This is a genomic window from Cupriavidus sp. GW821-FHT02F09 (assembly GCF_059421605.1).
This window is the reverse complement of record NZ_JBWKVH010000049.1, coordinates 1-17,207: the sequence shown is the minus strand read 5'-3', so window position 1 is coordinate 17,207 and position 17,207 is coordinate 1. Positions and strand designations below refer to the sequence as shown.

12 protein-coding genes are annotated in these 17,207 nt (G+C 67.0%); 3 read left to right on the top strand and 9 right to left on the bottom strand.

Translation table 11 applies throughout. The features are described 5' to 3' along the window. The first annotated feature begins 42 nt into the window (after positions 1 to 42). Entirely contained in the window at positions 43 to 1,692 is a 1,650-nt protein-coding gene (locus AC07XB_RS33290) for a hypothetical protein (protein WP_492832128.1), read from the top strand. Between the two features lie 100 nt (positions 1,693 to 1,792). On the opposite strand, the gene AC07XB_RS33285 is transcribed toward AC07XB_RS33290, so the two are convergent. Beyond that, entirely contained in the window at positions 1,793 to 2,845 is a 1,053-nt protein-coding gene (locus AC07XB_RS33285; protein ID WP_492832130.1) for a beta-propeller fold lactonase family protein, read from the bottom strand. A 115-nt stretch (positions 2,846 to 2,960) separates the two neighbouring features. Next, complete coding sequence (locus tag AC07XB_RS33280) at positions 2,961 to 5,315, bottom strand: TonB-dependent receptor (RefSeq protein ID WP_493688165.1); 2,355 nt, start codon at positions 5,313 to 5,315, stop codon at positions 2,961 to 2,963. A 231-nt stretch (positions 5,316 to 5,546) separates the two neighbouring features. Here AC07XB_RS33280 and AC07XB_RS33275 point away from each other — a divergent pair, with 231 nt between their 5' ends. Continuing rightward, a complete protein-coding gene (locus tag AC07XB_RS33275; protein ID WP_492833091.1) occupies positions 5,547 to 6,338 on the top strand; it encodes an NADPH-dependent F420 reductase in 792 nt (263 codons plus the stop codon). A gap of 66 nt (positions 6,339 to 6,404) precedes the next feature. On the opposite strand, the gene AC07XB_RS33270 is transcribed toward AC07XB_RS33275, so the two are convergent. From AC07XB_RS33270 to xdhA, 7 genes are all read right to left on the bottom strand, one after another. Next, on the bottom strand, positions 6,405 to 6,836 hold the full coding sequence (locus AC07XB_RS33270) for a hypothetical protein (protein WP_492376844.1): 432 nt from the start codon (positions 6,834 to 6,836) through the stop codon (positions 6,405 to 6,407). A gap of 229 nt (positions 6,837 to 7,065) precedes the next feature. Next, positions 7,066 to 8,166, bottom strand: coding sequence for a fatty acid desaturase (locus AC07XB_RS33265; protein ID WP_492833089.1), 1,101 nt, complete (start codon positions 8,164 to 8,166; stop codon positions 7,066 to 7,068). 169 nt (positions 8,167 to 8,335) lie between these two features. Then, a complete protein-coding gene (gene guaD / locus AC07XB_RS33260; protein ID WP_492833087.1) occupies positions 8,336 to 9,667 on the bottom strand; it encodes a guanine deaminase in 1,332 nt (443 codons plus the stop codon). A 63-nt stretch (positions 9,668 to 9,730) separates the two neighbouring features. Further along, entirely contained in the window at positions 9,731 to 10,777 is a 1,047-nt protein-coding gene (locus tag AC07XB_RS33255; protein ID WP_416047989.1) for an adenosine deaminase, read from the bottom strand. After that, positions 10,774 to 11,808, bottom strand: a complete 1,035-nt coding sequence (gene xdhC, locus AC07XB_RS33250; RefSeq protein WP_492376674.1) for a xanthine dehydrogenase accessory protein XdhC — start codon at positions 11,806 to 11,808, stop codon at positions 10,774 to 10,776. The genes AC07XB_RS33255 and xdhC overlap by 4 nt, the downstream gene beginning before the upstream one ends. A 130-nt stretch (positions 11,809 to 11,938) precedes the next feature. Further along, positions 11,939 to 14,299 carry a xanthine dehydrogenase molybdopterin binding subunit gene (gene xdhB, locus AC07XB_RS33245; RefSeq protein WP_492833085.1) on the bottom strand — a complete coding sequence of 787 codons (2,361 nt, stop codon included), beginning with the start codon at positions 14,297 to 14,299 and terminating at the stop codon, positions 11,939 to 11,941. 12 nt (positions 14,300 to 14,311) lie between these two features. Next, the gene (gene xdhA / locus AC07XB_RS33240; protein ID WP_492833083.1) at positions 14,312 to 15,826 is read right to left on the bottom strand and encodes a xanthine dehydrogenase small subunit; all 1,515 of its coding nucleotides are present in this window, start codon (positions 15,824 to 15,826) and stop codon (positions 14,312 to 14,314) included. Positions 15,827 to 16,047: 221 nt separating this feature from the next. Between xdhA and AC07XB_RS33235 the strand changes: the two genes are divergently transcribed. After that, complete coding sequence (locus tag AC07XB_RS33235; RefSeq protein WP_492833081.1) at positions 16,048 to 16,998, top strand: LysR substrate-binding domain-containing protein; 951 nt, start codon at positions 16,048 to 16,050, stop codon at positions 16,996 to 16,998. Positions 16,999 to 17,207: the final 209 nt, after the last annotated feature.

Genomic DNA, 17,207 nt, shown 5'->3' with positions numbered 1-17,207 from the left:
AATGACGGGCCGCACCGCCTGGCCCAGCCCAAGGAGACGCCAATGATGAAGGCAATAAGACAGTTTTCTCGCCTCGGCGCGCTGATGGCCGTGCTGGCTCTGCCGTCCTTTGCAAATGCTCAGGCAGCCCAAGCTACCCTGGGCAATGAGAAATTCGGCACGGTTCATTTTCCGACCTCGTGCAACCCGGCGGCCCAGCGGCAGTTCGAGCACGCGCTGGCAATGCTGCACTCCTTTTACTATCCAAATACCGTTTCGGCATTCAAATCCGTACTTGAGGACGATCCACAATGCGCCATTGCCTATTGGGGCATTGCGATGAGCCAACGTCCCAATCCATTGCTAACACCCTTCGACGAGACTAGCCTGAAAAACGGGCTGGAAGCGTCGCAAAGGGGCCTGGCGCTTGGTCCGAAGACGGAACGGGAAGCCGACTGGCTGCGCGCGATCGATCTGTTCTACGAGGACTACCGCACGGTCAACCAGCAGCAGCGCACGCTGGCGTACGAGCAAGCGATGGCGAAGCTCTCCGCCAAATATCCACGAGATACCGAGGCCGCCATTTTCTATGCACTCGCCCTCAACGAGGGCGCATCGCACAGTGACAAAACTTACGCCAAGCAGCTTAAGGCAGGCGCCATTCTGGAGAGGATTTATCGCGAGCAACCGGACCATCCAGGCGTTGCCCACTACCTGATTCACAGCTACGACTGTACAGCGCTTGCGCAGCGCGGCCTGCCCTTCGCCGAGAAGTATGCGTCGATTGCCCCCGATGCACCCCACGCGCTCCACATGCCTTCGCATACCTATTCGATGCTGGGGATGTGGCCGGAGTCCGTGAAATCGAACGAGGCCGCCCTGGTTGTCATGGTCGGGGATGCCGCCAAAGCCTGGCCCGGGGCGACGCATCCAAACGCCGCGCACTCGTGGGACTTCATGGAGTACGCGTACCTGCAAATGGGAATGGATCGGCTCGCTTCCAGCGTGCGGGACCAGGCAGAAGCGGCACGGAAGTTCCCCTTTGAGCGGCCCGCTCTATACACGGCGCTTGCCGCCATCCCTGCGCGCTACGCGCTGGAGCGCGGTGCATGGCAGGAAGCCGCGGCATTGCAACCGCGAGGCAGCAGCTATGCGCAAGCCGAGGCGATTACGTATTTCGCACGGGCACTTGGCGCCGCGCGCAGCGGCGATCCGCAAGCCGCGCAGACCGACATCGAGAAGCTGCGCGAACTCCGCGCGAACCTCGAGAAGTCAAAGCAAGCCTACTGGGTCGAGCAGGGCGATGCTCAAATCCTCGCTGCAAGCGCTTGGGTCGAGTTGGATATGGGCAGCAATGAGGAAGCCGTGAGCCATATGCGGCAGGCGGCCAAGCTCGAAGACGCGAGCGAGAAGGATGTGGCCATGGAAAACCGTCTGTATCCGATGCGCGAGCTCCTGGGCGATATGCTGCTGGGACTGAACCAGCCTGGCGCTGCATTGCAGGAATATGAGACGTCCCTGAAGTCCACCCCGAACCGGCTGCGAGGACTGTATGGCGCGGCAAAATCAGCGCAGATGATGCACAACGATGCGAAGGCGGCCAACTACTTCGAAAGGCTGGTCCTGCTGACGGCTAACGCCGATGCCACCAGGGCTGAGATCAAGGAGGCCAGAGGCTATCGCGACAACGCGAAACCGAGAGGATCGTATTGACAGTTCCGTTTTTGTTAACTAACGGCTTGCACGATGCCAGGCTCTGCGACAGGCATCGCCGAGCGCACAATGTCCCCGGCGCCGGCGCGCGCCGGTGGATTCAAGGCGCATCGAGCGTCCCCGGGCTCTTCGGGTAGGTGACAACGCCCCAGCTCAGCGCCACGCCGGCCACTTCGCGCAGCGGCTGGTAGGTCCGCGCGTCCACCACATAGACTGCGTTCGAGCGGCCACAGGCGATCAGCAGCCGCGCGTCGTCGGGGGTGAAGCTGAAGTGCCAGCAGCGTTTGCCGGTGGCGATGTTGGCGATGTTCTCATAGCTGTCGGCATCGAATACCTGGATGGTGTCCGCCCGCGACGCGGCCACGAACAGGCGTTTGCCAGCGCGGTCGAAGGCGGCCCCGTAGGGCCCGCTGCGCGTCGCCACCGTGCGCACGATGTGGTAGTCGGCCGCATCGAGCACCAGGAACGCGTTGGCTGACTCCAGCGTGACGATATAGCGCTGTCCGTCGGGGCTCACCTTGATGCCGCGCGGCCGCGATCCGGGCGGCGTCTTGATCAGGTTGAGGCGGCCGCCGCTGGCGCGCTCGTAGACCGACACCGTATCGTCGCCCTCGTTGGTGACCAGCAGCAGGCGCGCGTCCGGCGAGAATTCGATGCCTTCGGTCTCCAGGCCGCTGGGGATCGCGTGCGTGACGCGCCAGTCCTTGAGGTCGATCACCGCGATCTGCGCCGGGACCGGCGCGTCGTCGCCAGTCTTGCCCGGCTCGCCGGGCTCATAGGTGACGAAAGCCTGCCCGCCGGACACGCGTACGAATTCCGGGTTCTTGCCGATCGGGATGCGCTTGGCCAGTTGGCCATCGCGTGTGTCGATGACGGTAAGGTCACCAGTTCCCTTGTTGGCGGCCAGCAGGTATCGTCCATCCGTACTGATGGCGATGCCGCGCGGACCCTTGCCGCCGGTGTCGAGGGTGTTTGTGATGTCGAGCCGGTCGAGGTCGATCACCGCGATGCCGCCGCTCTCGCTCGACACATAGGCCTTGGCCGCCTGAGCGCCTCGCGGCGCCGGGCCTGGCGCGCAAGCGGCGCAGGCCAGCGCGGCGCATAGCGCCAGCATGATCCGGCCAGATTGGCCATTGCCCTGTCTCGTCGCCATGCACGCCTCCCGCTTGCGTTGCTTGTCGCTGTTCCCGGCCCGATGCCGTCCGGCTGCTTTCCATTCTTGGTGACGGCGCGGCAACTGCCAAGGATTTCCCGCATGCCTGCGGCCGCTAGCGTCCGCCCCATTCATAGCGCACGCCCACCAGGAAGAGGCGCGGGGCGCCCGGTGCGACGAAGCGCTCGATCGGCACCGCCGCGCCGGGCTGCAGCAGCGTGCCGCCCGGAAACACGTTCAGGCCCGCCTGCCCATAGGTTTCATAACGGCGGTCGAACACATTGTCGACGCGCGCGTAGAGCTGCCAGCGTGCATCGACCTGCCAGCTCGCCCGCAGGTTGAACAGCACGAAGCCGGCGGTGCGCGCCAGGCGCGGATCCTGCGCGCTCAGCGCGCCGTCCTCATTGCCGGCCACCGGGCGCGACGACGATACGACCATGGCGCCGCCGAGCGTGACCGATGCGGTTGCACGCCAGTCACCGCTGAGCTTGAAGCTGTGCAGCGGCACGCCCGCCATGCGCGTGCCGGGGCGCACGTTGACGGGCGCCGCGAACGGCGTCTGGATCTGGCCGTCCGCCTGGTAGGTGGCTTGCAGGTAGCTGTAGCTGGCGCGCAGCATCACCGGGCCCAGGCGCTGGCGCAGCCCGAGTTCCAGCCCCTGGCTGCGGGTCTTGGGGAAGTTGGTGAAGTAGCCGAGCGGGCTGACCGGCGAGCGCTGGAACAGGATGTCGTCGCGGTTGTCGCTGCGGTACAGCGCGAGCGTGAGGTCGGTGGCATCGCTGGCCTTCCAGCGCCCGCCGAACTCCACCGTGCGCGATACCACCTGGCGCAGGTACGGATCCGCCTGCAGGCCGGTGGGCAGCTGGCAGGCGTTGGCCGGATCCGCGCAGCCCAGCTCGATGGCGGTCGGCATGCGCGTGCCTTGCGAGGCCGAGGCAAAGACCGTGAGGCCGCTGCGCAACTGGTGCGAGAGCCCAAGCGAAGGATTGAGCTTCGAGAACGTGAAGCGTTCGTCGGATGCATTCGGCAAGGTCAGCACCGTGTGCGTGCGCGAGGTGTTCCAGCGCGCGCTCGCGGTGAGGTAGCTGTGCGGCAGCAGCTTGACGGTATCGGAGGCATACAGGCTGACGGTGCTGGTGCGTCCATCGAGCGAGGCGTTGGTGCCGGGCGTGGCGCCGGGGTCTGCCACCGCCACGCGATCGTCGCTGAAGCCGGCGGGCTGCGTGTCCTGGCGATACGATGCGCGGCTCAGCGCAAAGGCGGCGCCCAGTACTGCGTCGTGGACGTCGCCCGTATGGGACCACTGCCCGGACAGCCCGTAGTCATGCGTGGTGACGGTCGAGGTGTTGAGCACCGCGCCGGCCGGCGCGGCGCCTGGCTCGCAACCCGCGTTGCCCTGGCAGCCAAGCAAGGTGTCGAGGTAGTCGTCGCTGACGTCCCCGGTGCTGGCCTTTGCGTGCCCCAGGCGAGCATAAGCCGTCAGCGCGATCTGGTCCTCGGCGTTGAGCTGGTGCGTGCCGTTGAGCGTGACCTGCAGCGAGCGCGTGCGGGTGAGGTCGGGCGCGGTGTAGATGGCATTGCGCTGGCTGCCGTAAATGCTGTCTGGCAGCAGGCCATTGCCGGACAGGCTGCTGCTGCTGCCCAGCACGCTCACGCTCCATTGCGTATCGGTGGTCGAGCGGCCGACCTTGGCGAACAGGTTGCCCAGGCTGCTGCCGGATAGCTGGCGCCAGCCGTCCTCGCGAAAGCCCGTGCCCGCCACGAAGGCGTGCCAGCCATCGCCAAGCATCTTTCCCCCGCTCACGTCGAGCCGTGCGCGGCCGTGGCTGCCGAGGCTCAGGTCGGCCTCCACGCCGGGATGCGTTTCGCCGGACTTGGTGGTCAGCGCCAGCGCGCCGCCAAGCGCGTTGAGGCCGTAGAGCGGATTGCTGCCGGGCACCAGCGTGATGGTGCTGATGGCAGCCTCGGGGATCGCCGTCCAGTCGACCACATCGCCCAGCGCGCCATTCTGGCGCACGCCGTCCAGGTAGAGCGCGATGCCCTGCGCCGCGCCCAGGGTGGAGGACAGGCGGTAGCCGCGATAGAGAATGTCCTTCTGGAACGGGTTGCCCTGCACGTCGTTGATCACCACGCTGTCCATGGTCTCGCCGAGGAACGAGGACAGGTTGCCAGACTTGGCGCGCTCCATGTCGGCGTCCGTCGCGGTTTGCACATTGCCGGGAAACGCCTCGCGCGGGATGGAGAACGACGGCAGCGGCGCGGGCGCGACCACGGTGACCTCGCGCAGGTTGTGGACCTCGTCGCCAGGCGCTGGCTGCGGCGTCTGGGCGGCCACGCCCGCCGGCGCGCCCGCAGCCAGCGCCGCCAGGGCCACCCGCGCCGCCCGCGCCACCTGTGCGCATGCGGCTGCCCTACGCTGCGCGGCCGGCGCGAGCCTTGAGCGGCGCGGACAGGGGAGGGCGGGGGCCATTACCGTCTCCGTGGGGACAAGGACGCAAGGGCGGGGGATCGCGGGTGATGCAAGTGCTACTTACTGTAGTGCACAGGGTGGCAAGCGCCAAATCGATCACGCGGCGGCAACGGGGCGGCGGCGCGCGCTGCATTTTTCGCCTAGAGTTTGAAGGCGTGCCAAGTGCACCGCACCCGCTTGCTGTGTTGCAGCACCACGATGTTTGATGGTCATCGGATCGAGGAGTCCGCCATGCCGTTTCCAGAGCGCATCGAAACCATCAGCCGGCAGCGCCGCCTGCTCACCGGCAGCGTGAGCCTGGCGTTGCTGGCGATGTGGCTGGGGATCTCGCCCTCGCGCTTGCGCGCGCAGGCTAGCCGGGACAGCGCCCTCGTGCCCATCGGCGTGATTGGCTCGGGCCGCATCGGCAGCACGGTAGGCGGCCTGTGGGTGAAGGCAGGCCATCCCGTCCTGTTCTCCTCGCGCCACCCGGATGAACTCAAGCCGCTGGTCGAAAAACTTGGCCCGCTTGCCCGCGCGGGCACGGTGGCCGAGGCGCTGGCGTTTTCCAATGTGATTTTTCTCGCCGTCCCTTACAAGGCGTTGCCTGAGATATCGGCGGAGTATGGCAAGGCCTTTGCCGGCAAAGTGGTGGTGGATGCGACCAACGCCGTGCGTGCGCGCGATGGTGCCATCGCCGAAGAGGCGATGCGCAAGGGCATCGGCATCACCACCGCAAAGTACCTGCACGGCGCGCGTATCGTGCGCGCCTTCAATTTCATGGGCGCCACCAACTTCGCCAATCAGAACCACCGGGCTGAGGGCCTGATCGCGGTGCCGATCGCCGCCGACGATCCCAAGGCCCTGCGCATCGGGGAGCAACTGGTGCGCGATGCAGGCTTCGAGCCGGTGGTGGTCGGCCGGCTTGCCACGGCCGACAGCTTCGCCCCGGGCGGGCCGCTGTTCCATCAGATCGGCTCGGCCGACGCCATGCGCGCGCGCATGGCGGAGCAGGGCGGGAAGATGGTGGCGACGCCTAAGTAATCATGCCGGCGCCACCGGGCCTCAGGTCTGAGCCATGCCGCCATGGGCGGCGGGCCCGTGCGGGGCTTAGCCGTGCCAGGCGCCCTTCATCCAGACCCAGCCGCCGCCCTCGAAGCGCCAGACCCAATGCCCGGGCACCCAGTAGGCATGCTGCGCGGGCGGGGCAACCGTGATCTGTTCCACGATCACGGGCGGCATCACCGGCACCGCCTGCTGGACCCAGCGGCCGTGCACCCAGAACCAGTCGTTGCCTTCCCACTTCCAGTGGCCCGGCACCCAGTTCCAGCCGTAGGCAGGCGCGGGGCCGCGGTCTTCGTGCACCGGCGGCGGCATGTTGCGGACCATCTGGTGGGGTGGCGCAGGCGCCGGCTGGCGTACTACCACGCGCTCGGTCACGCAGCCGGCAAGGCTGCCGAGCACCGCCAGCGAGGCGAGCGCCGGCAGGGCGGCGCGGAGCAGGCGGCGGCGTGCCGGCGCATGGGGTTTGCTGATTGCCATTTGTCTTTGTCCTGTTTGTCCTGTCGGCGCTGATTGGCGCTCGGGCGTTGTCCAAGGGGCGGCCCCGGGTCGGGATGCGCAATGACCTTGGGACCGATACCTTGCTTAACGAGGCAAGCGCCGCTGCGCGGGACAAGCGCGCGGAAAGACTTTGTAATTGAGTATTACGCGTCCCAAAAGACAAACCGCAGCCAGGGCGGCTGCGGCAGGGGGTGGGGGTGGTGGTGGGTTATGCCGGCACTGGCGCGTTGGCGCTGGTCTGCCGGCCGCGGAAGTCCGTCCAGCAGAGCGCCTTGAAGTCGTACAGCTTGCAGCGGCGCGCGGTATGGAAATACCAGCGCCAGGTGAAGTTCTGGATGATGATGCGGCCCGGCAGCGCATGCTCCAGCAGCGCCTGGGCGCGCTTGAGGCGGTACAGCGGCACGCTCATGTCCACGTGGTGCGCGGTGTGCTCCATGATGTGGTGCAGCGCCGCGCCGATGCCATAGCGAAAGCGCAGGTGCACGGTGGTGGAGACGAAGGGCTGGGCACGCGCCCACATGGCCTTGGTGTCGTACCAGGCCACGCTGGTGTGGGTGTGGTGCACGTAGAGCACGAAGCCCACGGTGAAATTCCAGACCAGGAACGGCAGCCCGAAGCCCAGCCCGACCAGCAGCGCCACCGACTGCCCGGTGGCGAGGGCCAGCCACGCCAGCGCACCGATCCAGGCCACGCCAAAGAGCGCCACCAGCGTGCAGTCCCACATGAAGACGGCGCGGCGCGTGGGCATCTGGCGGCGGCTGGGGAAGAACATCTTGAACCACCAGATCTCGACCAGGTAGTACAGGCCCGCGCCAAAGCCGGTGCGGTAGACCCGCTCCAGCGCACGGCGCCAGCGCGGCAGGGCCTGGAATTCCTCGAGCGAGTAAGGCTGCCAGACGAAGTCGAAGCCCTTGAGGTTGGAGTAACCGTGGTGAACCACGTTATGGCCCACTTCCCACAGGCTGTAAGGCGTGAGCGACGGCAGGAAGGTCAGCCGGCCCAGCCATTTGTTCAGGCCACGCCGGGGCGTCAGGCTCTGGTGGCAGGCATCGTGGCCGATGATGAACAGGCGGGCGATGATCAGCCCCGTTGCCACGCTGGCGGCCAGCTTGGCGAGCCAGTGGGAGAACAGCACCACCCCGGCCAGCGCGGCCAGGAACAGCGCGGTGTCCAGCGCGAACAGCGCCAGCGCGCGCGGCGTGCTGCGCGCGCCAAGCGGGATCAGCCAGCCGCGGATGATCTTGCGCGAGGGCAGGGGGACGTCAGGGGAAATCGGCTCCGGAAAGGAAGCTTGCTGCGTGGCAATCATGCAAAAACCTTCAGTTGTCGAACGCGGGGTCGGGCTGGGCCCGAGACTGGCGGTGCACGGCCACAGGGCGGCCGATGATGTGACAGCTTAGAAGTATTGCATGACAGGGGTGTTGATCCGGGTCAAGCCCGCGAGGCCGGACCCGGTGCCACCTTGTTAAAAGTGATGATTAGTGCGCGGCGGAGGCTGGCGCGCTCGCCGGCTCGCCCATCACATACACCTCGCCGATGACGCGGTCGTCACCCAGCATGGCGAAGGCGAACAACTGCTCTTCCAGCGTTTCCGAGCGCTCGCTGCGGCGCGCGATCAGCGGCGTGGCCTGCGGATCGAGCACGATGAAGTCGGCCTCGCAGCCCGGGGTGAAGCTGCCCACGCGCTCGCCCCAGCCCAGCGCATCGGCGGCGGCGCGGGTGGCCAGGTAGAACATGCGCAGCGCGCTCAGGTGGTAGCCGCCCATGCGCGCCACCTTGTGCGCGGCGTTCATGGTGCGCAGCATCGAAAACGAGGTGCCCCCGCCCACGTCGGTGGCCAGCGTCACATTGAGGCGGTGCGCATCCGACTGGTGGAAGTCATAGAAGCCGCTGCCCAGGAACAGGTTGGAGGTGGGGCAGTGCGCCACCGCCGCGCCGCTGTCGGCCAGCCGCTTGCGGTCGTCCTGGTCGAGGTAGATGGCGTGGCCGTACAGCGCGCCCGGGCGCAGCAGGCCGTAGTGATCGTAGATGTCCAGATAGCTGCGGGCTTGCGGGAACAGCTCGGCCACCCATTTCACTTCGTCGCGGTTTTCCGCCACGTGGGTCTGGATGAATGCGTCCGGGTAGGCTTTGGCCAACTCGCCGCAGGCTTGCAGCTGCGCTTCGCTGGAGGTGGGCGCGAAGCGCGGCGTAATGGCGTACGACAGGCGGTTCTTGCCGTGCCAGCGCGAGATCAGGTCGGCCGAATCGCGCGCGCCGGACTCGGCGGTGTCGCGCAGGAATTCGGGGCAGTTGCGGTCCATCATCACCTTGCCGGTGACCAGGCGCAGGTTGCGGCGGTCGGCTTCGGCAAACAGCGCATCGGCCGAGGCCGTATGCACGGTGCTCCAGGCCACGGCGCTGGTGGTGCCATTGCGCAGCAACTCGTCGGCGAAGAAGCCGGCCACGGCCGCCGCATATTCCGGCTCGGCAAAGCGGCGCTCCTCGGGGAAGGTATAGGTCTCCAGCCAGTGCAGCAGGCCGGGCGAGGGCGAGGCGATGATGTCGGTCTGCGGGTAGTGCACGTGCGTGTCGATAAAGCCCGGCACGATCAGCTTGCCGCGGCGGTCGATCACTTCGGCGCCAGCCGGGATCTGGTCGGCCAGGTCGGCATGGTTGCCAACCGCGGCGACATGCCCGGCGGTGACGATCAGCACCCCGTCTTCCCAATACTGATACGCGTCGTCATGAAACTGGGGGTCGCGCAGGAAGTGCAGCACGCGGCCACGGATGGCGCGGGTGATGGACTGGGTGGGGGGCGTGGTCGTCATATCGATGTCTCGTCATGCGCCGGCGCGCGCATGGCGCGCCGGCATCTTGGTGTGAGCCGCGCTTCAGGCCGTGGAGGCCGCGGCGGGCAAGGGGGATTGCCAGAAGTGGTCGACTTCGGCGAGGAAGGCAGTCTTTTGCGAGGCGGGCAGGAACGACGCCTCGAAACTGTTGCGCGCCAGCTTGTGGCCATCGGCCGCGGTCAGCGGCAAGGCTTCGAAAGTGGCTTCCCAGTTCGCGTTCATATAGCCGCCGAAATAGGCGGGGTCGTCCGAGTGCAGCGTGACCAGCACGCCGGCTTCCAGCAGGCGGTGCAGGGAGTGGTCGCGCAGGTCGGGGTAGACCTTGAGCTTCTGGTTGGACAGCGGGCATACCGTGAGCGCCACGCGCTCGCGGGCCAGCCGCTCGACCAGTGCCGGGTCGTCGATGGCGCGCACGCCGTGATCGATGCGCTCCACCTTGAGGATGTCGAGCGCGTCGGTCACGTATTGCGCCGGGCCTTCCTCGCCGGCATGCGCCACCAGGTGCAGGCCGAGCTCGCGGGCGCGGGCAAACACGCGGGCGAACTTCTCCGGCGGGTTGCCCTGCTCGGAGGAATCCAGCCCGATGCCGACGAAGCGGTCGCGGTAAGGCAGCGCGGCTTCCAGCGTGGCGAAAGCGTCTTCCTCGGAGAGGTGGCGCAGGAAGCAAAGGATCAGGCTGCTGGAGAAGTCGTACTGCGTGCGGGCCTGGGCGAGCGCGTCGGAAATGCCGTCGATCACCACATGGATCGGCACGCCGCGCTCGGTATGGGTCTGCGGGTCGAAGAAGATCTCGGCGTGGCGCACGTTGTCGGCGACGGCACGCTGCACGTAGGCCATCGTCATGTCGAAGAAATCGTCCTCGGTCAGCAGCACGCTGGCGCCGGCGTAATAGATGTCGAGGAAGGATTGCAGGTCGGTGAAGGCGTAGGCCTCGCGCAGGGCTTCCACGCTGGCGTACGGCAACTTGACCTTGTTGTGCTGGGCCAGCCGGAAGATCAGCTCAGGCTCGAGCGTGCCTTCAATGTGGACGTGCAGTTCCGCCTTGGGCGTCTGGCGGATACGGTCTGCGAGCGCGGCATCGAGCGTCATGGGGTTCCTTTTGCGGTCTTGGTTTGCGTCGAGCTCGTCGCTTTGCCGCCGCGGCTGGCGACGAGCGCGCCCAGATGGGCGAGGCGCTGGTCGCGAACCTGCAGCAACTGGGCGACGATGGCAACCGCAATCATAGCCGGAGCCTTGTCCGTGATGCCGCAGACGCCCATCGGGCACGTCATTTCCGCAAAGCGGGAAGGGTCAATGCCGTGCTCCGCCATGCGGTGCTCGAAGCGCGCGCGCTTGGTCTTGGAACCGATCAGGCCGAAGTAGGCGAAGTCGTCGCGCCGCAGGATGCGCTCGCACAGCGTCTGGTCCAGCGCGTGGCTGTGCGTCATCACCAGGAAGTAGCTGCCGGCCGGCGCATGGTCGACCACGGCTTCGGGGATGTCGCTGGCTTCCGGGGTGACGTTGTCGGGCAGGTCGGCGGGGAACAAGGTGTCGCGCTCATCCACCCAGTGCACCTGGCACGGCAGGTTGGCCAGCACCTTGACCAGCGCATGGCCCACGTGGCCGGCGCCGAACAGCACCACGTGCAGCGCGTCCGGCACCAGGGTGTCGGTCCAGCCGCCGTCCGCCTGCAAGGCCACCGAGGGCAGCAGCGCCGGCGCTGCGGCGTGTTGCACCGCGCCGGTGCGCGGCACCGTGCGCATCAGCGCGCGTCCGGTGCCGAACGCGGCCTGCACCGCGTCCAGCCACGGCAGGTCGGCTTCGCCCAACACCTCGAAGGCGAGCAGCACAACGCCGCCGCAGCATTGTCCCAGCGCCGGGCCCAGCGGGATGCGCACGATCTGCCGCATCGCGTCGCGCTCGGCCAGCATGGTGCGGGCGATCTCCATGCCGCGCCACTCGAGATGGCCGCCGCCGATGGTGCCGACCAGTTCGTTGGCGGTCACCAGCATGCGCACGCCCGCCTCGCGCGGGGCGGAGCCTTTCACCTCGGCGATGGTGACCATCGCCACCGGCACGCCCGCGCGCACCCAGCGGGTGGCGTCGGCGAAGCGGAAGGGTTTGAGGGGCGCGTCCTGCATGGTGATGCCTTTTTAGGTTGATGCTCTGGGTGAAGCTTGTTACTTCAGCTTGTTACTTCGTTACTTCATTTCGGTCTTCAGCGAAGATGGCCTGTGGGAGCCGGCTGGCGCATCCGCAAGCCGCTGTCTCCTACTGCACCACCCGCACCGCCCACACCGCGTCCACCGCATCCAGGATTGCCTCGCTGGTCGCGGGCGCCACCAGCGGCGGGTTCACCTTGTAGTCCGCGACGCTGGCCACCGCGTCGCGGATCGCGAAGAACACCGAGAACGGCAGCAGCAGTGGCGGCTCGCCCACGGCCTTGGACCGATGGATGCTGTCTTCCGCATTGTCGTTCTCGAACAGCCGCACGTAGAAGTCTTCCGGGCAGTCGTTGACGGTCGGGATCTTGTAGGTGGAGGGCGCATGCGTCATCAGCTTGCCGTCCTTGTTCCACCACAGTTCCTCGGTGGTCAGCCAGCCCATGCCCTGGATAAACCCACCCTCTACCTGGCCGATGTCGATGGCCGGGTTGAGCGAGCGGCCGGCGTCGTGCAGCACGTCGGCGCGCAGCAGGCGCCATTCGCCGGTGAGCGTGTCCACCAGCACTTCCGAGCACGCCGCGCCATAGGCGAAGTAATAGAACGGCCGCCCTTGCAGCTTGGACTGGTCCCAGTACAGCTTGGGCGTGGTGTAGAAGCCATCGGACCACAGCTGCACGCGTGCCACGTAGGCTTGCCGTGCCAGGTCGCTGAAGTCCAGGCGGAGTTCGCCCGCGACCACCAGGTCGTCGCCGAACTGCACGCTGTTGGCGTCCACGCCGGCCTGGCGCGCGGCAAACGCCGCCAGCCGCTCGCGGATCTGCCGCGCGGCGTCCTGCGCGGCCTTGCCGTTCAGGTCTGTGCCGGTGGAGGCGGCGGTGGCCGAGGTGTTGGCCACCTTGCTGGTATCGGTCGCGGTTACGCGCACGCGTTCGAGCCGGATACCAAGCTCATGCGCCACCACCATCGCCACCTTGGTGTTCAGGCCCTGGCCCATCTCGGTGCCGCCGTGGTTCACCAGCACCGAGCCGTCGTTGTACACGTGCACCAGCGCGCCGGCCTGGTTGAAGTGGGCCACGTTGAAGGAAATGCCGAACTTCACCGGGGTGATGGCGATGCCCTTCTTGAGCACCGGGCTGGTGGCGTTGAACGCGCGCGTGGCCTCGCGGCGCGCGCGGTAGGCGCTGGTCGCTTCGAGTTCGTCGAGCAGTTCGTGGATGACGTTGTCTTCCACGGTCTGGCCGTAAGGCGTGACGTTGCGCTCGGTCTTGCCGTACAGGTTGGCGCGGCGCACGTCGAGCGCATCGCGGCCCACGGTGCGTGCCACGTTGTCGAGGATGTACTCCATGGCAAAGGCACCCTGCGGGCCGCCGAAGCCACGAAAGGCAGTGTTGCTCTGCGTGTTGGTCTTGCCGCAGTAACCGTCGATCTGCACGTTCGGCAGCCAGTAGGCGTTGTCGAAATGGCAGATGGCGCGGGTCATCACCGGGCCGGACAGGTCGGCCGAGAAGCCGGCGCGCGAAACCATCTCCACCGACACGCCGTCGAGGCGGCCGTCGGCATCGTGGCCGACTTCGTAGTCGAAGACGAAGTCGTGGCGCTTGCCGGTGATCATCATGTCGTCGTCGCGGTCCGGACGCAGCTTGACCGGGCACAGCAGCTTCCAGGCGGCCAGCGCGGCGCAGCAGGCGAACATGGCCGATTGCGATTCCTTGCCGCCGAAGCCGCCGCCCATGCGGCGGCACTCCACCAGCACCTGGTGCGCGTGCCAGCCCAGCATATGCGCCACCGCATGCTGCATTTCGGTGGGATGCTGGGTCGAGCACCACACATGCATACCGTCGTTTTCCTTGGGCGCGGCGTAAGCGATCTGGCCTTCCAGGTAGAACTGCTCCTGGCCGCCCAGGCGGATATTGCCCTTGTCCCGATGCACGGCGGCGGCGATATGGCTGGCCGGCTCGCCGCGCGTGAGGTGCATCGGCGGCAGCACATAGCTGCCGGCCTGGTGCGCGGCCTCGGGCGACAGCACCGGCGCCAGGTCTTCATACTCAATCGCACCCAGGCGGGCGGCACGGCGCGCGGCATCGTGCGAGGTGGCCACCACCACGAAGATCGGCTGGCCGATGAACTGCACAAGGCCGTTGGCCAGGATCGGGTCGTCGTGGATGATCGGGCCGCATTCGTTGGCGGCGGGAATGTCCTCGGCGGTCAGCACCGCCACCACGCCCGGCGCGGCGCGCACCTTGTCGAGCGAGATCGACTTGACGCGAGCATGGGCGCGTGTGCTCATGCCGAGCGCGGCATGCAGCGTGCCTGCCAGCTCGGGGATGTCGTCGGTGTAGGTTGCCGTGCCGGCCACGTGCAGGTGGGCTGATTCGTGCGGGCGCGAGACGCCCACTTGCTGCGTCGAAATGGCGCTCCTGGCTTCGCTCGCGGCGTCGAGCAGGAAGGGTTCGGTTTGCTTGTTCATGCCGATCTCTCCTTACGCGGTAGCGGTGGCGGTGGCCGCGCCCGCGCCGATGGCGCGGACATTGACGGCGGCGGCGGGCAGCGCGTCGGCGCGCGTTTCCAGCCAGAAGCGGTACAGCAGGTTGGCGGCGCCGCGGCTGCGGTACGCGGCGGTGGCGCGCATATCGGACAACGGCGTGAAGTCCCGCGCCAGCGCGCTCATGCCGGCGCGGGCGCTGGCTTCGGTCCAGGGCTGGCCGATCAGCGCGGCTTCCGTCAGTGCCCCGCGCTTGGGCGTGGCAGCCATGCCGCCGAAGGCCACGCGCGCATGGCGGATCACGCCGTTTTCCAGCGTCAGCGCAAAGGCCGCGCAGACAGCGGAAATGTCTTCGTCAAAGCGTTTTGACAGCTTGTAGGTACGGAAGTGCTCCGGCCCGGCCAGCGGCACGCGCAGCGCCGCGACGAACTCGCCTTCGGCCATGGCGGTCTTCTGGTAGGCCAGGTAGAGGTCTTCCAGCGCAAGGGTGCGGCGCACGTCGCCGCGCTGCAGCACCACTTCGGTGCCAAGCGCGATCAGCGCGGGCATGGAGTCGCCGATCGGCGAGCCGTTGGCGATATTGCCGCCCAGCGTGCCGGCATTGCGGATCGGCAGGGAAGCGAAACGCTTCCACAATTCCTCCAGCTCGGGATGGACGTCGTTCAGCGCGGCGTAGGCGCGCTCCAGCGAGACCGCCGCGCCGATTTCCAGGGCGCCATCGATTTCGCGGATGCCGTTCAGGTCAGCCACCTGGCCCACGTATAGCAGGTTGCCCAGTTCGCGGAACTGCTTGGTCACCCACAGCCCCACGTCGGTGCTGCCGGCCAGGATGCGCACGCCGGGCTCGGCGGCCTTGATGGCGGCAAAAGCCGAGGCGGTGCGGGGCGCGTAGAAGTGCTGGCCTTCGGCGCTGTAGTGGAAGGTGTCGTCGCGCTGCAGCGCGCGCAGCGTGTCGGCGATCTGGCGCGGGTCCAGCTTGCTGGCCTGCGGCGCAGGCAGCGCCATCATGCGCTGGCCAGCTTCGATGATGGGGCGGTAGCCGGTGCAGCGGCACAGGTTGCCGGTCAGGGCGTCGCAGATGGCCTCGCGCGCCGGGGCGCGGCCGGTGCCGGCGTCCTCGGATTTTTGCTGGTACAGCGCCCACAGCGACATCACAAAGCCGGGGGTGCAGAAACCGCACTGGGAGCCATGGCACTCCACCATCGCCTGCTGCACCGGGTGCAGCGCGCCGTCGGCCTGGCGCAAGTCTTCCACGGTGATCAGCGCGCGGCCGTCCAGCGTGGGTAGGAACTGGATGCAGGCATTGACCGCCTTGAACTCGACCTGGCCGTTTTCGCCCAGCTCGCCCAGTACCACGGTGCATGCCCCGCAATCGCCTTCGGCGCAGCCCTCCTTGGTGCCCGTGCAGCGCGCGTCCTCGCGCAGGTACTGCAGCACGGTGCGGGTAACGGGGGCGTCTGCGACCTCCGTGACCTTGCCCCGGTGGTAAAAGCGGATGGTTTGCGTCTCCATGGTGTCTTCTCTCTTTGTGGATGGGGCCAAACATAGCACTGACGCCGATGATGCAATATTCGGCCCAGGTGATATGCCCCATCAAGCGGGGAGAGCGTTCTGGCGGCCGGCGAGGGCGGCGGCCACCGGATTTGACCAATGACGGGGTGCGTGACATACACTATGCGCCGTTCCCATTCCCCACGCCACCGGCCGCAAAGCGCGCCAGGCGCCCCCTCGCCATGCACGGACGCGACCATCTCGACACCTATTTGCTGCGGGTGCTGCACACTCTGCTCACCGAGCAGAGCGTGACCCGCACCGCGGTCCGCCTCGGCCAGTCGCAGCCCGCCATCAGCAATACGCTCAAGCGGCTAAGGGAAATCACGGGGGATGCCATCCTGGTGCGCGGCAAGAGCGGCATGGTGCCGACCGAGCGCGGCCGCGAGCTGCTGCAGCTGGCCGAACAGAGCCTGGCGGCCATGGACCGCATCGCCCGGCCGCCCCAGCATTTCGACCCGGCCACCACGACCCGTACCTTTCACCTGGGCGCGCCGGACTACCTGGACGCCTTCTTCCTGCCCAACATCGTCGAGCGCGTGCGCCGGCTGGCGCCCGGCGCCAAGCTGTTCGTGCACCCGATGACGTCATCGAGCGACTTCCTCGACAGCCTGGAGCAAGGGCAACTCGACATCGTGGTCGGCAACTGGCTGTCGCCACCGGAGCATCTGCATATTTCGCCGCTGTTCGACGATGAGGTGGTGTGCATGCTGGGGGCGCAGCATCCGCTGGCGCGCAAGGGGCTGACCCTCAAGCACTACCTGGAGATGCCGCACCTGGCGCCGGCGCCTTATGCCTCGATGCAGCGCAGCATGATCGACCAGGCGCTGGCCGAGCAGGGGTACAAGCGCAATATCCAGGTCACGTTGCCGTATTTCGGGCTGGTGCCGTATGTGTTGATGAAGACCGATATGGTGTTCACCACGGGACGGCAGTTTGCCGCGCATTATGCGCAGTACCTGCCGCTGAAGATGGTGCCTTCGCCGGTGGCGTTTCCGCGGATGCGGTTTTATCAGCTGTGGCATGAGCGGTGTCATGCTGCGCCGGATGTGATGTGGATGCGCAGGATGATTGCGGAGGTGGCGGGGGAGTTGCCGGTGTTGCCTGTTTTGGCGAGGATGGGGGAGGGGTAAGGTGGGGGGGCAAGAGCAGAACCGTTTGCTCTTGTTCACGCTTCGGATTTGATTTTTCGGTGTTGGTTTTTGGACCCAAGGGCCATACGACATCCCCCTGCGGGGGCTGCCGGTCACTTTTCTTTGACCGGCAAAGAGGGTGGAGACAAAACAAAGAAAGACCTATTCTTCCTAAACTGAACATGGAGATGCAGTCATGGGGAAGATGG

Coding starts and splice junctions, on each gene's coding strand:
- AC07XB_RS33235 (WP_492833081.1), top strand. CDS start 16,048: ATGCACGGACGCGACCATCTCGACACCTATTTGCTGCGGGTGCTGCAC.
- AC07XB_RS33285 (WP_492832130.1), bottom strand. CDS start 2,845: ATGGCGACGAGACAGGGCAATGGCCAATCTGGCCGGATCATGCTGGCG.
- xdhA (WP_492833083.1), bottom strand. CDS start 15,826: ATGGAGACGCAAACCATCCGCTTTTACCACCGGGGCAAGGTCACGGAG.
- AC07XB_RS33265 (WP_492833089.1), bottom strand. CDS start 8,166: ATGATTGCCACGCAGCAAGCTTCCTTTCCGGAGCCGATTTCCCCTGAC.
- AC07XB_RS33290 (WP_492832128.1), top strand. CDS start 43: ATGATGAAGGCAATAAGACAGTTTTCTCGCCTCGGCGCGCTGATGGCC.
- AC07XB_RS33270 (WP_492376844.1), bottom strand. CDS start 6,836: ATGGCAATCAGCAAACCCCATGCGCCGGCACGCCGCCGCCTGCTCCGC.
- guaD (WP_492833087.1), bottom strand. CDS start 9,667: ATGACGACCACGCCCCCCACCCAGTCCATCACCCGCGCCATCCGTGGC.
- AC07XB_RS33280 (WP_493688165.1), bottom strand. CDS start 5,315: ATGGCCCCCGCCCTCCCCTGTCCGCGCCGCTCAAGGCTCGCGCCGGCC.
- AC07XB_RS33275 (WP_492833091.1), top strand. CDS start 5,547: ATGCCGTTTCCAGAGCGCATCGAAACCATCAGCCGGCAGCGCCGCCTG.
- xdhC (WP_492376674.1), bottom strand. CDS start 11,808: ATGCAGGACGCGCCCCTCAAACCCTTCCGCTTCGCCGACGCCACCCGC.
- AC07XB_RS33255 (WP_416047989.1), bottom strand. CDS start 10,777: ATGACGCTCGATGCCGCGCTCGCAGACCGTATCCGCCAGACGCCCAAG.
- xdhB (WP_492833085.1), bottom strand. CDS start 14,299: ATGAACAAGCAAACCGAACCCTTCCTGCTCGACGCCGCGAGCGAAGCC.